Source organism: Microbacterium sp. MYb64 (assembly GCF_002979495.1).
GTDB lineage: Bacteria > Actinomycetota > Actinomycetes > Actinomycetales > Microbacteriaceae > Microbacterium > Microbacterium azadirachtae_A.
Map to the genome: position 1 here is coordinate 68,100 of NZ_PCOW01000020.1, position 14,391 is coordinate 82,490.

Annotated in this window: 10 protein-coding genes and 1 riboswitch; all 10 genes read left to right on the forward strand. The window is 71.7% G+C overall.

Features of this window, described 5'->3' with window-relative positions; translation table 11 throughout:
- Positions 1-42: 42 nt before the first annotated feature.
- Positions 43-1,095: a phenylalanine--tRNA ligase subunit alpha gene (gene pheS, locus CQ044_RS15680; protein ID WP_105689318.1), complete on the forward strand. Its 1,053-nt coding sequence runs from the start codon at positions 43-45 to the stop codon at positions 1,093-1,095.
- Entirely contained in the window at positions 1,095-3,650 is a 2,556-nt protein-coding gene (gene pheT / locus CQ044_RS15685; RefSeq protein WP_105689331.1) for a phenylalanine--tRNA ligase subunit beta, read from the forward strand. The genes pheS and pheT overlap by 1 nt, the downstream gene beginning before the upstream one ends.
- Before the next feature lie 133 nt (positions 3,651-3,783).
- A riboswitch (TPP riboswitch) is annotated at positions 3,784-3,877 on the forward strand.
- Positions 3,868-4,734: a hydroxyethylthiazole kinase gene (gene thiM, locus CQ044_RS15690; RefSeq protein ID WP_105689332.1), complete on the forward strand. Its 867-nt coding sequence runs from the start codon at positions 3,868-3,870 to the stop codon at positions 4,732-4,734. Its footprint overlaps the riboswitch before it by 10 nt.
- Positions 4,731-6,923, forward strand: coding sequence for a bifunctional hydroxymethylpyrimidine kinase/phosphomethylpyrimidine kinase (locus CQ044_RS15695; RefSeq protein ID WP_105689319.1), 2,193 nt, complete (start codon positions 4,731-4,733; stop codon positions 6,921-6,923). The genes thiM and CQ044_RS15695 overlap by 4 nt, the downstream gene beginning before the upstream one ends.
- A gap of 303 nt (positions 6,924-7,226) precedes the next feature.
- The gene (gene argC, locus CQ044_RS15700) at positions 7,227-8,315 is read left to right on the forward strand and encodes an N-acetyl-gamma-glutamyl-phosphate reductase (protein WP_105689320.1); all 1,089 of its coding nucleotides are present in this window, start codon (positions 7,227-7,229) and stop codon (positions 8,313-8,315) included.
- The gene (gene argJ, locus CQ044_RS15705; protein ID WP_105689321.1) at positions 8,312-9,469 is read left to right on the forward strand and encodes a bifunctional glutamate N-acetyltransferase/amino-acid acetyltransferase ArgJ; all 1,158 of its coding nucleotides are present in this window, start codon (positions 8,312-8,314) and stop codon (positions 9,467-9,469) included. Before argC ends, argJ begins: the two co-directional genes overlap by 4 nt.
- Entirely contained in the window at positions 9,466-10,365 is a 900-nt protein-coding gene (gene argB, locus CQ044_RS15710; protein WP_045272322.1) for an acetylglutamate kinase, read from the forward strand. The genes argJ and argB overlap by 4 nt, the downstream gene beginning before the upstream one ends.
- The gene (locus tag CQ044_RS15715; RefSeq protein ID WP_105689322.1) at positions 10,362-11,582 is read left to right on the forward strand and encodes an acetylornithine transaminase; all 1,221 of its coding nucleotides are present in this window, start codon (positions 10,362-10,364) and stop codon (positions 11,580-11,582) included. The genes argB and CQ044_RS15715 overlap by 4 nt, the downstream gene beginning before the upstream one ends.
- Positions 11,579-12,511 (forward strand): ornithine carbamoyltransferase, encoded by a 933-nt coding sequence (gene argF, locus CQ044_RS15720; RefSeq protein ID WP_045272324.1) that lies wholly within the window; start codon positions 11,579-11,581, stop codon positions 12,509-12,511. The genes CQ044_RS15715 and argF overlap by 4 nt, the downstream gene beginning before the upstream one ends.
- Positions 12,508-13,932, forward strand: a complete 1,425-nt coding sequence (gene argH / locus CQ044_RS15725) for an argininosuccinate lyase (protein ID WP_105689323.1) — start codon at positions 12,508-12,510, stop codon at positions 13,930-13,932. Before argF ends, argH begins: the two co-directional genes overlap by 4 nt.
- The last annotated feature ends 459 nt before the right edge of the window (positions 13,933-14,391 follow it).

Below are 14,391 nucleotides of genomic sequence, written 5' to 3' on the forward strand. Positions count from 1 at the left end.
GAGAGCGGGGCGGGCTCCGGCACGCCGGTAGACTCGGTTCTCGTGTCCGACAACGCACAGACCACATCTGAGATCACGCCCGAGGCGGTGGAGACGGCCGTCGAAGCCGCGCTCGCCGCGATCGGATCCGCGGCCGACACGGCCCAGCTCAAGGCCGCGCGTGCGGCGCACGTCGCAGAGGGTTCGCCGCTCGCGACCCTCAACGCGTCCATGCGCCAGGTCGCGCCCGAGCACAAGGCCGCGTTCGGCAAGCTCATCGGCCAGGGCCGCGGGCGCGTCACGCAGGCGCTGGCCGCGAAGGAGGCGGAGCTGGCCGAGGCCGAGACCGCCGCGCGGCTCGAGGCCGAGCGCGTCGACATCACCGCGGTCGCCTCGCGCACCCGCGTGGGCGCCCGGCACCCGCTCACCCTGCTGCAGGAGCAGATCAGCGACGTGTTCGTCGGGATGGGCTGGGAGATCGCCGAAGGCCCGGAGCTCGAGCACGAGTGGTTCAACTTCGACGCCCTGAACTTCGACGTCGACCACCCCGCGCGCCAGGAGCAGGACACGTTCTACGTGGACCCGTCCTCCCGCCACCTCGTGATGCGCACGCACACCAGCCCGGTGCAGGTGCGCTCGATGCTCGACCGCGAGGTGCCGATCTATGTGCTCTGCCCCGGGCGGGTCTACCGCACCGATGAGTTCGACGCCACGCACCTGCCGGTGTTCACCCAGTTCGAGGGCCTCGTCGTCGACAAGGGCATCTCGATGGCGCACCTGAAGGGCACGCTCGACCACGTCGCGCGCCAGCTCTTCGGCCCGGAGGCGAAGACCCGCTTCCGCACCAACTTCTTCCCCTTCACGGAGCCCTCCGCCGAGCTCGACCTGTGGCACCCGACCTTCAAGGGCGGCGCGCGCTGGATCGAGTGGGGCGGCTGCGGCATGGTCAACCCGAACGTGCTGCGCGCGGCGGGGATCGACCCCGACGTGTACAGCGGCTTCGCGTTCGGCATGGGCGTGGAGCGTGCGCTCATGTTCCGCAGCGATGTGCAGGACATGCGCGACATGGCCGAGGGCGATGTCCGTTTCAGCGAGCAGTTCGGGATGGTGGTGTGATGCGCGTCCCGCTTTCGTGGTTGCGTGAGTACGTGGATGTGGCCGAGACGGCCACGCCGGACGACGTCTTCGCGGCGCTCGTCTCCGTGGGCTTCGAGGAGGAGGAGCTGCACGGCTTCGACATCTCCGGCCCGGTCGTCGTCGGACAGGTCCTCTCCTTCGAGGACGAGCCCCAGTCCAACGGCAAGACCATCCGCTGGTGCCAGGTCGACGTCGCCGAGGCGAACGGCGGCGTCCGTGGCATCGTCTGCGGCGCGAGCAACTTCGCCGTCGGGGACAAGGTCGTCGTGACCCTGCCCGGCGCCGTGCTGCCCGGCCCGTTCCCGATCGCCGCGCGCAAGACTTACGGACACGTCTCGGACGGCATGATCGCCTCGGCCCGCGAGCTGGGGCTCGGCGACGAGCACAACGGGATCCTGATCCTCTCCGAGCTCGGCATCGACGCGCCCGTCGGCACCGACGCGATCGCGCTGCTCGGCCTGGACGACGTCGCGGTCGACGTGAACGTCACACCCGACCGCGGCTACGCCTTCTCGCTGCGCGGCATCGCCCGCGAGTACGCGCACGCGACGGGGGCGGCCTTCCGTGACCCCGCCAACCGTGACTTCGCCGAGCTGCAGCCCGGCAACGGCCGCACCGCCGTGGTCGAGGACGCGGCTCCCATCCGCGGCGCCGCCGGCGCGAGCGAGTTCGTCACCCGCGTGGTGCGCGGCGTGGATCCGTCCCGTCCGACCCCGCCGTGGATGGTCGCGCGCCTCACGCTCGCGGGCATGCGTTCGCTCGGGGTGCTGATCGACATCACGAACTACGTGATGCTCGAGCTCGGCAACCCGGTGCACGGCTACGACCTGGACAAGCTCGACGGCAACATCGTGGTCCGCCGTGCTGCGCAGGGCGAGAAGATGGTCACGCTCGACGGCCAGGAGCGGACCCTCCACGCCGAGGACCTGCTCATCACCGACGGATCGGGTCCGATCGGCCTCGCCGGCGTCATGGGCGGCGGCACGACCGAGATGAGCGAGACCACGCGCAACGTGCTGATCGAGGCGGCGACGTTCGACCCGATCACGATCGCGCGCTCCGCGCGCCGGCACAAGCTGCCCAGCGAGGCGTCCAAGCGCTTCGAGCGCGGAGTGGATCCGCTCATCCCGTTCGCGGCCGCGCGTCGCGTCGCCGACCTGATGGTCGAGCTCGCCGGCGGAACACTGACCGAGGAGGGCGGCGCGCTCTTCGCCGAGGTCTTCATCGAGGGCATCGACCTTCCGGCCGGCTTCGTGCAGGGCCTGATCGGCGTCGACTACACCGACGACGAGGTGACCGGCGCACTCGAGACGATCGGCGCCGAGGTGACGGCCGTCGACCCTTCGACCGCTGAGCTCGTCGAAGCGTCAGGGACCGGCTGGAACGTGATCCCGCCGAGCTGGCGTCCCGACCTCACCGACAAGTGGTCGCTGGCCGAGGAGGTCGCGCGCATCCACGGACTGGACCGGATCCCGTCCGTGCTGCCGACGCCGCCGTCCGGCCGCGGACTCACCGACCTGCAGCAGGGCCGGCGCCGCGTCGCGAACGCGCTGGCCGCCGCGGGGCTCGTGGAGACCCCGGCGTTCCCGTTCACCACGCAGGAGCAGAACGACCTGCACGGCTCCGCCACGGGGGAGCGCATCCCCGGTGTGCGCCTGGCGAACCCGCTCGACGGGCAGGCGCCGTTCCTGCGCCGTTCGCTGCTCCCCGGCCTGCTGCAGATCGCGCACCGCAACATCGCGCGAGGGCTCGTGGATCTCGCGATCTTCGAGACCGGCGTCGTGTTCCTGCCCGAGCCGGGCGTCGTCTACGGCACCGACGAGGTGCCGCCGCTCGGCGTCAAGCCCTCGGACGAGACGCTCGCGGCCCTGGACGCCTCGATCCCGCCGCAGGCCCGCTTCGTCGCCGCGCTGTTCACCGGGCACGTGACCCCGCGTCAGCCGGGACGCGCGGCCGAGGAGTACGGTCTCAGCGAGGCGCTCGACGCCGTGCGCGTGATCGCGGATGCCGCCGGCGTCGAGATCGACGTCGTGCAGGGGGGCCGCGCTGCTCTGCACCCCGGACGAACCGGCGTGCTGCAGGTGCGCGACGCATCGACGGGCTCCACGACCGAGGTCGGCTACGTGGGCGAGCTGCACCCGCGGGTCTCGGCCGACGCCGACCTGCCGGGACGCGCGGTGGTGCTCGAGCTCGACCTGGACGGCGTACTGGGGCTGGCGGGGGAGCGCGTGGTCGCGGCCTCGCTGTCGACCTACCCCGCCGCGACGCAGGACGTATCCCTCGTGATCGCCGCGGGGATCCCCGCCGCCGATGTGAGCGCGGCCCTGTCCGAGGGCGCGGGCGCGCTCCTGGAGTCGGTCCGCCTCGTCGACGACTACCGCGGCGAGGGCGTCGCGGACGGATCCAAGAGCCTGAGCTTCGCGCTGCGCTTCCGGGCCGACGACCGCACCCTGACCGCCGCCGAGGCGACCGAGGCGAAGCTCGCCGGCGTCGCCGTCGCGGCCGAGCGGTTCGGAGCCCAGATCCGCGACTGAGACGCGACACGAACGCACGACAGGGGAACGCCTGCACGACCGGATCCGCGGATCCCTCGTGCAGGCGTTCCTTCGTCGTGCATCCGTCGCGCGAGAGGCAGGCGGGCCGGAACCGTTCCTGGCTAGACTGGCCGGCAGTGACACGGGGTGCCGCATCCGCGGCTGAGAACAGACCCGTCGAACCTGATCTAGGTCGTACTAGCGAAGGGATGTCGCGATGAGCGCGCGTCTGGAAATGTCGTCCGAATCCGTGGTGGAAGCCGCCGCGGACCTTCTCACCGAGCTGCGAGCGGAGCCCCCGCTCGTGCACTGCATCACGAACTCGGTGGTCACCGGGTTCACCGCCAACGTGCTGCTGGCGCTGGGCGCTGCTCCCGCGATGGTGGACATCACCGGCGAGGCGGGCATGTTCGCCGCGATCTCGTCCGGGCTGCTGGTGAACCTCGGAACACCGACGCCCGAGCAGCGCTCCGCGAGCCTCGAAGCCGTCGGCGGCGCCCGTTCGGCCGGCACCCCCTGGGTGCTGGATCCGGTCGCGGTCGGCGCACTGCCGGTGCGCACCGCGCTCGCGCAGGACCTGCTCGCGCTGCGCCCCACGCTCATCCGCGGCAACGCCTCCGAGATTCTCGCGCTCGCCGGCCGCAGCCAGGGCGGGCGCGGCGTCGATGCGCTGGACGGCACCGAGGCCGCGGCCGGCGCGGCCCGAGAGCTGGCCAGGATCACCGGGGGAGCGGTGGCGGTATCCGGCCCGGTCGATCTCCTCGTCGATGCGGATCGCGAGGTCCGCATCGCGAACGGCGATGTCCTGCTCACCCGGGTCACCGGCGGCGGCTGCGCGCTCGGCGCCGTGATGGCCGCGTTCCTCGGCGCGGCCCGGAAGACGGGCGACAGCCCGCTGGTCGCCGCGGCCGCGGCAACGCTCGTCTACACGCTCGCCGCCGAGGACGCCGCGGCGCGGTCCGAGGGGCCTGGGTCCTTCGCGGTCGCCCTGCTCGACGCCCTCGCCGCGATCCGGCCGGACGCCCTTCCGGGGCGCGCCCGCGTCGAGGCGCGGGACTCCGCGACGGCGGGGGTCGCGGCATGACGCCGACCGGCCTCGCGACCGCGCCCCGGTCCGCGAGCACGTTCCCAGCAGCGCCGCGCCGGAGGCTGACGGCCGACGATCTCGCCCTCTACCTCGTCACGGATCCCGTGCTGAGCGGGGCGCGCGGTGTCGCGGCCGTGGTCGACGCGGCGGTCGCGGGCGGCGTGCGATTCGTGCAGCTGCGGGACAAGGACGCCGACGACGCGTCGATCGTGGACCAGCTGATGGAGCTCTCCGAGGCCATCGCGGGGCGGGCGCTGCTCGTCGTGGACGACCGTCTCGACGCGGTCGTGGAGGCGCGGCGCCGCGGCGCCCGCGTGGACGGGATCCACCTCGGCCAGTCCGATGCCTCGCCGCTCCTGGCGCGCTCGGTGCTCGGCCCCGACGCGATCGTGGGTCTCACCGCCAACACTTCTGCGCACCTCGACGCCGTGCGGGCCCTGCCCTCAGGCACCGTGGACTACCTCGGCGTCGGCGTGATCCACCCCACGAGCACCAAGGCCGACCACCCCGCGCCCCTCGGCGTGGCGGGGTTCGCCGCGTTCGCCGCCGCGAGCCCCTTGCCGTGCGTCGCGATCGGCGGTATCGAGCGGATCGACGTGGCGGCCCTCCGCGCTGCGGGAGCGGCCGGGGTCGCGGTGGTCTCCGCGCTGTGCGCGGCACCGGATCCGCGCGTCGCCGCGCGCAAGCTGCTCCGCGCCTGGGGCGCGGGCGGAGTGCCCCGCGTGCTGTCGATCGCCGGCAGCGACCCATCAGGCGGGGCCGGGATCCAGGCCGACCTCAAAGCGATCGCCGCGAACGGCGGCTACGGCATGGCCGCGATCACCGCGCTGACCGCGCAGAACACCCGCGGCGTCAGGGGCGTGCACGTCCCGCCCGCCGAGTTCCTGCGCGCCCAGCTCGACGCGATCAGCGACGACGTGCGGATCGACGCCGTGAAGATCGGGATGCTCGCCGGATCCGCGGTCATCGCCGAGGTCGGTTCCTGGCTGCGGGAGCACCGGCCGCCCACCGTCGTCCTGGATCCGGTCATGATCGCCACCAGCGGCGACCGGCTGCTGGACTCCGAGGCGGAGCAGGCCCTCCGCGCCCTGCTGCCGCTCGCCGATCTCCTCACGCCGAACCTGCCAGAGCTGGCCGTGCTCGCCCGCGAGCCCGCGGCCACGAGCTGGACCGGCGCCCTCGCCCAGGCGCAGCGGCTCTCGGCCGAGACCGGGGCCCTGGTGCTCGTGAAGGGAGGGCATCTCGGCGGCGATGAGGCGCCCGACGCGCTCGTCGGTCCCTCCGGGCCGGTGCGCGAGTATCCCGGATCCCGGATCCGCACGGCCAGCACGCACGGCACCGGCTGCTCGCTCTCCGCCGGACTCGCGACCCGCCGGGCCGCCGATCACGACTGGCGCGACGTGGTCGCCGAAGTGCGTTCGTGGCTGCGCGAGTCGATCGTCGCCGGCGCGGGGCTCCAAGTCGGATCCGGCCACGGTCCGGTCAGCCACTTCGCCGGGCTGTGGCGCCGCGGAGGCCTCGACGCCGCTCCGGGTCGCGAGGCGATCGCCGCGGAGTGGTGGTCCTCGATCGCCCCGATCCGCCGTGCGATCGACGACCTGCCGTTCCTGCAGCGACTCGCCGAAGGGAGCCTGCCGGAGGCCGCGTTCCGCTGGTATCTCGCGCAGGACGCCCTCTACCTGCGCGACTACGCGCGCACCCTCGCGGAGGCGTCGCGCATCGCACCGGATTCGGCGGAGCAGGCCTTCTGGGCGCACTCCGCCGAGCAGTCCGTGATCGGCGAGCTGCAGCTGCACGCGAGCATGCTGTCGCCGGAGGGAGTCGGCGACGAGACGTTCCGCGCAGATGCCGCGCCCGCGACGGTCGCCTACCTGGACCACCTGCGCGGCACGGCGTTCGACGGCGACTACCGGGTGCTCATCGCCGCGCTGCTGCCGTGCTTCTGGATCTACGCCGATGTCGGCACGCGGCTGCACGCGCAGGCGGGAGGCGACCCTGCGCACCCGTTCGCGTCCTGGCTGGACGAGTACGCGGATCCGCGCTTCGCCGAGGCGACCGAGGAGGCGATCCGGATCGTCACCGCGCACGCGGCCGCGGCGGACGTGCAGACCCGCGAGCGGATGCGGATCGCGTTCGTGCGCTCGAGCGAGCACGAGCGCGCGTTCTTCGCCGCCGCGGCTCTCTGAGCGCCCTTCGTCTCGCCTTCGGCTCGCTCAGGGACCGCTACGCGAGACGAAGGACGATTTGGTCGAGGGCGCCACGGCGCGATATCGTCGCCGCATGCTTCCGGCTCCGCACACGACCACCCAGACGGGTGCTGCCGTGGTGCGTCGACGCCGCACGGGCGACCGCCGACTCTAGGCGACCCTGCGCTCCCGCGTCGACGACGGTGGGGTGCCGGTGTCGCCGCCTCCGGCCCCGCATCCGCACTGTTGCCGCGCGCCGCCTTCTTGGGCGTCGTCGGCAGGCCCGACCGTTAAGGTGGAAGCATGACGTATTCCGTCGCCGTCTCCGGCGCATCCGGTTATGCGGGCGGCGAGATCCTTCGCCTGCTCGCGAGCCATCCCGACGTCGAGATCCGCACCGTCACGGCGCACTCGAACGCCGGACAGAAGCTCTCCGAGCATCAGCCGCACCTGCGCTCCCTGGCGCACCTGACTCTGCAGGACACGACGCCCGAGGTCCTCTCCGGGCACGACATCGTGTTCCTCGCGCTGCCGCACGGCCAGTCGGGTCAGTACACCGACGCGCTCGGCGACGTCCCGCTCGTGATCGACGCGGGCGCCGACCACCGGCTCACCTCGCAGTCCGCGTGGGACTCGTTCTACGGCGGGGCGTTCCACGAGCCGTGGGCGTACGGCGTCCCTGAGCTCCTGGTCGGGGGTGGCTCCGGCGGCTCGGTGAAGCAGCGCGAGCACCTCCGCGGCGCCACCCGGATCGCGGCCCCCGGCTGCAACGCCTCCACCGTCAGCCTGAGCCTCGCCCCCGGCGTCGCGGCAGGCGTGATCGACCCCTCCGACATCGTGACGGTTCTCGCCGTCGGCCCCTCCGGCGCCGGCAAGAGCCTCAAGCCGCACCTGCTGGGCAGCGAGATCCTCGGATCCGCGAACCCGTACGCGGTCGGCGGCACGCATCGGCACATCCCCGAGATCCGGCAGGCGCTCGCAGCCGCGTCGGGCCCTTCGACAGGCTCAGGGACCGTGGATCCGGACGGGATCCGGATCTCGTTCACCCCCGTCATCGTGCCGATGGCGCGGGGGATCCTCGCGACCTCGACCGCCCCCATCGCCCCCGGCGCCACCGACGCGCAGATCCGCGACGCGTGGCAGGCCGCCTACGGCGACGAGACCTTCGTGCAGCTGCTGCCGGAGGGATCCGTCCCGCGCACCGCCGACGTGCTGGGCGCCAACACGGCGCTCATCGGCCTCGCGATCGACCGCGCCGCGAACCGCGTCGTCGTCGTCACCGCCGTCGACAACCTCGTCAAGGGCACAGCGGGCGCCGCCATCCAGTCCATGAACCTCGCGCTCGGCCTCACCGAGACCACGGCGCTCAGCATCAACGGAGTCGCCCCATGAGCGTGACAGCACCCCAGGGATTCGAGGCGGCCGGTGTCGCCGCGGGTCTCAAGTCCACCGGAAAGCCCGATGTGGCGCTGGTGGTGAACCGCGGCCCGCGCAAGGTCGGCGCCGCGGTGTTCACCAGCAACCGCGCCAAGGCCAACCCGATCATCTGGTCGCAGGAGGTGGTGAAGGACGGCGTCGTCGAGGCGGTCGTGCTGAACTCCGGCGGAGCCAACTGCTTCACGGGCCCCTTCGGGTTCCAGACCAGCCACCTCACGGCGGAGCGCGCCGCCGAGCTGCTGGGCGTGAGTGCCGGAGACGTGGTGGTCTGCTCCACCGGTCTCATCGGCACCGGCGACGAGGTCTTCCGCGGCAGGGTGCTCGCGGGCGTCGAGGTGGGCGTCGCGCAGCTGAGCACCGACGGCGGCCAGGCCGCGGCCGAGGCGATCATGACCACCGACACGGTCGCGAAGACCGTCGTCGTCAGCCGCGACGGCTGGACCATCGGCGGCATGGCGAAGGGCGCGGGCATGCTCGCCCCTGGTCTCGCCACGATGCTCGTGGTGCTCACCACCGACGCCGACCTCGAGGCGTCGGAGGCCCACGCGGTTCTGCGGCGCGCGACCGGCACGACCTTCGACCGGCTCGACTCCGACGGCTGCATGTCGACCAACGACCAGGTCACGCTGCTCGCCAACGGCGCGAGCGGGATCCGCCCCGACCTCGACGCATTCGCGGCGGCGCTCACCGAGGTCTCGGACGAGCTGGCCCGCAAGCTGCAGGATGACGCCGAGGGCGCGAGCCACGCGATCTCGATCGAGGTCGTGCACGCGGCGGACGAGCGGGACGCCGTCGAGGTGGGCCGCTCGGTTGCGCGCAACAACCTCTTCAAGGCGGCGATCTTCGGCAACGACCCGAACTGGGGGCGCGTGCTCGCCGCGATCGGCACCACCAGGGCGGCGTTCGATCCCTATGACGTCGACGTGTGGATGAACGGCGTGCGCGTGTGCACCGCCGGCCGTCCTGACCGCCCGCGGGAGGAGGTCGACCTCACCCCGCGCGCGACGCACGTGCTGATCGATCTCAAGGTCGGTGAGGCCGCGGCGACGATCCGCACGAACGACCTCACCCATGACTACGTGCACGAGAACAGCGCCTACGCCTCATGAGCGATCTCCAGGACACCGCGCCGGAGGAAGCAGCGCTCAAGGCGCAGACCCTCATCGACTCGCTGCCGTGGCTGAAGCGGTTCCGCGACCAGATCGTCGTGGTCAAGTACGGCGGCAACGCCATGATCTCGGACGAGCTGCAGGAGGCCTTCGCTCAGGACATCGCGTACCTGCGCTACGTCGGCGTGATGCCCGTCGTCGTGCACGGCGGCGGCCCGCAGATCTCGCACATGCTGGACCGCCTGGCGATCCCGAGCGAGTTCAAGGGCGGCTACCGCGTCACGTCGACCGAGGCGATCAGCGTCGTGCGGATGGTGCTCACGGGGCACATCAATCCGCAGCTCGTCGCGAAGATCAACAGCCACGGCCCGATCGCGACGGGCCTCAGCGGCGAGGATGCCGGGCTCTTCGGCGGACGCCGTCGAGGTGTGGTCGTGAACGGCGAGGAGGTGGATCTGGGCCGCGTCGGCGATGTCGTGCAGGTGGATCCGACTCCCGTTCTCGACCATCTGGCCGCCGGCCGGATCCCCGTCGTCTCCAGCATCGCGCCGGACCTCGACCACCCCGGTCAGTCGCTCAACGTGAACGCGGACGCAGCCGCCTCGGCGCTGGCCACCGCGCTCGGAGCGGTCAAACTCGTGATCCTCACGGACGTCGCGGGCCTGTACGCGGACTGGCCGAACCGCGACTCCCTGGTCTCGCACCTCACCACGGGAGAGCTGAAGAAGCTCCTCCCGTCGCTCGAATCGGGGATGATCCCGAAGATGACCGCGTGCCTGGAGGCCGTGGAGTCTGGCGTGCACGCGGCGGCCATCATCGACGGACGGGTGCCGCATTCGGTGCTCGTCGAACTGTTCACCAGCAAGGGAATCGGAACGGAGGTGGTGGCGGGATGACGTCGCCGGCCGAGGGAACATGGCAGCAGAGCGCGGATCGCGACCTGATCTTGAATGCGGGGCCGCGGTTCGAACTGCTCGTCCGCGGTGAGGGATCGCACCTCTGGGATGGCGAGGGGCGACGCTACCTCGACTTCCTCGCGGGGATCGCGGTCACCGCGCTCGGGCACGCCCACCCCGTCTTCGTCGAGGCCGTGTCCCGTCAGGCGGGCACGCTCGCGCACGTGTCGAACTACTTCGCAACGCCTCCGCAGCTCGAGCTCGCGGCGCGGCTGAAGCGCCTCGCCGGCACCGGGGACGAGGGCCGCGTGTTCTTCGGCAACTCCGGAACCGAGGCGAACGAGGCCGCGTTCAAACTCGCCCGCCTGCACGGCGGCACCGAGCGCCCGCGGATCCTGTCGCTCGACAACGCCTTCCACGGCCGCACGATCGGTGCGCTCGCGCTCACGGCGAAGGCGTCGATGCGCGATCCGTTCCAGCCGCTTCCCGGGGGCGTCGAGCACATCCCCGCCACGATCGAGGCGCTCGAGGCGGCGATCGACGACCGCGTCGCCGCGCTGTTCGTCGAGCCCATCCAGGGCGAGGCCGGCGTGCTCGAGCTGCCGGAGGGCTACCTCCGCGCAGCGCGCGAGCTCACCGCGAAGCACGGTGCGCTGCTGATCGTGGACGAGATCCAGACCGGTGCCGGCCGCACGGGCGACTGGTTCGCCTTCCAGCACGAGGGGATCGTGCCCGACGCGATCACCCTGGCGAAGGGCATCGGCGGCGGCTTCCCGATCGGCGCGCTCGTCGCGTTCGGCGAGGCTGCCGCACTCCTGCAGCCCGGCTCGCACGGCTCCACCTTCGGCGGCAACCCGCTCGCCACCGCCGTGAGCAACGCGGTGCTGGAGGAGATCGAGAACTCCGGCCTCGTGCAGAACGCACGGGATCGCGGCGTGCAGGTGCGCGAAGCGGTCGAGGGGATCGGATCCCCGCTCGTCACCGGCGTGCGCGGTCGCGGTCTGCTCATCGGCGTGGCGCTGGCCGCCCCCGTCGCCGGGGACGTCGTCGCCGCGGCGCAGCGCCTCGGGCTCGTCGTCAACGCCGCCAACCCGTCCTCGGTGCGGATCGCTCCCGCGCTCACGATCGGCGACGCCGAGATCGCCGAGTTCACCGAACTGTTCACGGCCGCCCTCGCAGAGGTCGCGGCCACCGCACTCACGGAGACATCAGTATGACCCGCCACCTGCTGCGCGACGACGACCTCACCACGGCCGAGCAGACCGAGATCCTCGATCTCGCGCTCGAGCTGAAGAAGGACCGCTGGGCGGACAAGACGCTCGCCGGTCCGCAGACCGTCGCGGTGATCTTCGACAAGTCCTCGACCCGCACCCGCGTCTCGTTCGCGGTGGGCATCGCGGATCTCGGCGGATCCCCGCTGATCATCTCGACGGCGAACAGCCAGCTCGGCGGCAAGGAGACCCCGGCCGACACGGCCAGGGTGCTCGAGCGCCAGGTGGCCGCGATCGTGTGGCGCACCTACGCGCAGGCGGGCCTCGAGGAGATGGCCGCCGGCACCAGGGTGCCGGTGATCAACGCCCTGTCCGACGACTTCCACCCCTGCCAGCTGCTCGCCGACCTGCTCACGATCCGCGAGCACAAGGGCGACCTGAAGGGCCTCACGCTCTCGTTCTTCGGCGACGGGCGCAGCAACATGGCGCACTCGTACGTGCTCGCGGGCGTCACCGCGGGGATGCACGTGCGGGTCGCCTCTCCCGAGGCCTATGCACCTCGTGCCGATGTCGTGGCCGACGCCCACCGCCGTGCGGCGGAGACCGGCGGATCCCTGACCCTGGTCGCGGATCCGGATGAGGCCGCGGCAGGCGCCGACGTGATCGTCACCGACACCTGGGTGTCGATGGGCAAGGAGGAGGAGAAGGCACAGCGCCTTCGCGACCTCGGCGCCTACAAGGTGACGAGCGCGACCATGGCGCTCGCCGATCCTGAGGCGATCTTCATCCACTGCCTGCCCGCCGACCGCGGCTACGAGGTCGACTCCGAGGTCATCGACGGCCCGCAGAGCGTCGTCTGGGACGAGGCGGAGAACCGCCTCCACGCCCAGAAGGCCCTGCTCGTCTGGCTCATCGGGAAGCAGGACCAGCCGTGACCGCCGCGCACGGCACGAACCAGGGCGCCCTCTGGGGCGGCCGGTTCGCCGGGGGACCCAGCCCGGAGCTCGCCGAGCTGAGCCGGTCGACCCAGTTCGACTGGATCCTCGCCCCCTACGACATCGCGGGTTCGCACGCGCACGCCACCGCGCTGGAGGCGGCGGGCTACCTGGAGGCGGATGAGGCCGCGCGGATGCACGCGGGCCTCGACGCACTCGCCGCGCGGATCGCCGATGGCACGCTGCTCCCGCAGCCTGCCGATGAGGACGTGCACGGCGCGCTCGAGGCGGCGCTCATCGCCGAGGTCGGCGCGGATCTGGGCGGGCGCCTGCGCGCCGGGCGCAGCCGCAACGACCAGATCGCGACGCTCGTGCGCATGTACCTGATCGACCACGCGCGGGTCATCGCACGCGAGGTGCTCGGCCTCGTCGACGCCCTCGTCGCGCAGGCGCAGGCGCACGACAGCGCGATCCTGCCGGGGCGCACGCATCTCCAGCACGCGCAGCCCGTGCTGCTCGCGCACCACCTGCAGGCGCACGCCTGGCCGCTGGTGCGCGATCTCGAGCGGCTCGTCGACTGGCGCGCGCGTGCCGGCGTCTCGCCGTACGGCGGGGGAGCGCTGGCCGGATCCACTCTGGGGCTCGACCCTGCGCTGGTCGCCCGTGAACTCGGTCTGGACCGCCCCGCGGAGAACTCGCTGGACGGCACCGCCTCGCGCGACGTGGTCGCGGAGTTCGCGTTCATCATGGCGATGATCGGCATCAACCTGTCCCGCATCTCCGAGGAGATCATCCTCTGGAACACCCGCGAGTTCGGCTTCGTCACCCTCGACGACGGCTACTCGACCGGATCCAGCATCATGCCGCAGAAGAAGAACCCGGACATCGCCGAGCTCGCGCGCGGCAAGTCAGGGCGGCTCATCGGCAACCTGTCCGGCCTGATGGCGACGCTCAAGGGCCTGCCCCTCGCGTACAACCGCGATCTGCAGGAGGACAAGGAACCCGTGTTCGACTCGGTCCGCACCCTCGAGGTCGTGCTGCCGGCGTTCACCGGGATGGTCGCGACGCTGCGATTCGACACCGCGCGCATGGCGGAGCTCGCTCCCCAGGGCTTCTCGCTCGCGACCGATGTCGCCGAGTGGCTGGTGAAGAACCGCGTGCCGTTCCGGGATGCCCATGAGATCTCCGGCTCCCTGGTGCGTGCGTGCGAGCAGCGGGGCATCGGCCTCGAGGATGCGGACGACGCGCTCCTCGCCGAGGTCTCGCCGCACCTGACCCCGGCCGTGCGCGAGGTGCTCACGATCGAAGGATCCGTTGCGAGCCGCGACGGCGTCGGGGGAACGGCGCCGGTGCGCGTCGCCGAGCAGCGCACCGAGCTCGTCGCCCGTGCGCAGTCGGCGGCTCACGCCCTCGGGATGTGACCGAAGTCCCCGGCATCGATAGACCTTTCGTCCGTCGAAACCCCCCTCCAGGCCATCGCCTGGAGGGGGGTTTCGCCGTTCATCAGGTGTTTCGTTCGGGTGAGCGCGGGCGATCGGGGTGCACGACACGCCCGGGTTGCGACCACGATTTGCCGGAACCCCGGGATCCGCGTAACTTATTACTTGTTCGCCCCAAGCGGTAGAGCGAAAGGCCGGAAGGTCTGACTCCCCAAGCGGCGAACGAATCCCGATCTCGACGAAGAACTTCCCTCGCGGAAGATCTTCGACTATGATTGGGAACTCCCACCTCAGGTTCGCCGCAAGGCGCAGCGAGGGGGAGTGAGATCAAGCCCTACTTGTGATGCCGCCAGGCTGGACTGTGGGAGCATCCGATCCTTGAGAACTCAACAGCGTGCACTTGTCAAATGCCAATTTATTCCTCGTCCAGCTTTCGGGCTG

Excerpts from the sequence above, each read along its gene's own strand:
- argJ (WP_105689321.1), top strand. The coding sequence starts at position 8,312 with ATGAGCGTGACAGCACCCCAGGGATTCGAGGCGGCCGGTGTCGCCGCG.
- CQ044_RS15715 (WP_105689322.1), top strand. The coding sequence starts at position 10,362 with ATGACGTCGCCGGCCGAGGGAACATGGCAGCAGAGCGCGGATCGCGAC.
- argB (WP_045272322.1), top strand. The coding sequence starts at position 9,466 with ATGAGCGATCTCCAGGACACCGCGCCGGAGGAAGCAGCGCTCAAGGCG.
- argF (WP_045272324.1), top strand. The coding sequence starts at position 11,579 with ATGACCCGCCACCTGCTGCGCGACGACGACCTCACCACGGCCGAGCAG.
- CQ044_RS15695 (WP_105689319.1), top strand. The coding sequence starts at position 4,731 with ATGACGCCGACCGGCCTCGCGACCGCGCCCCGGTCCGCGAGCACGTTC.
- thiM (WP_105689332.1), top strand. The coding sequence starts at position 3,868 with ATGAGCGCGCGTCTGGAAATGTCGTCCGAATCCGTGGTGGAAGCCGCC.
- pheT (WP_105689331.1), top strand. The coding sequence starts at position 1,095 with ATGCGCGTCCCGCTTTCGTGGTTGCGTGAGTACGTGGATGTGGCCGAG.
- argC (WP_105689320.1), top strand. The coding sequence starts at position 7,227 with ATGACGTATTCCGTCGCCGTCTCCGGCGCATCCGGTTATGCGGGCGGC.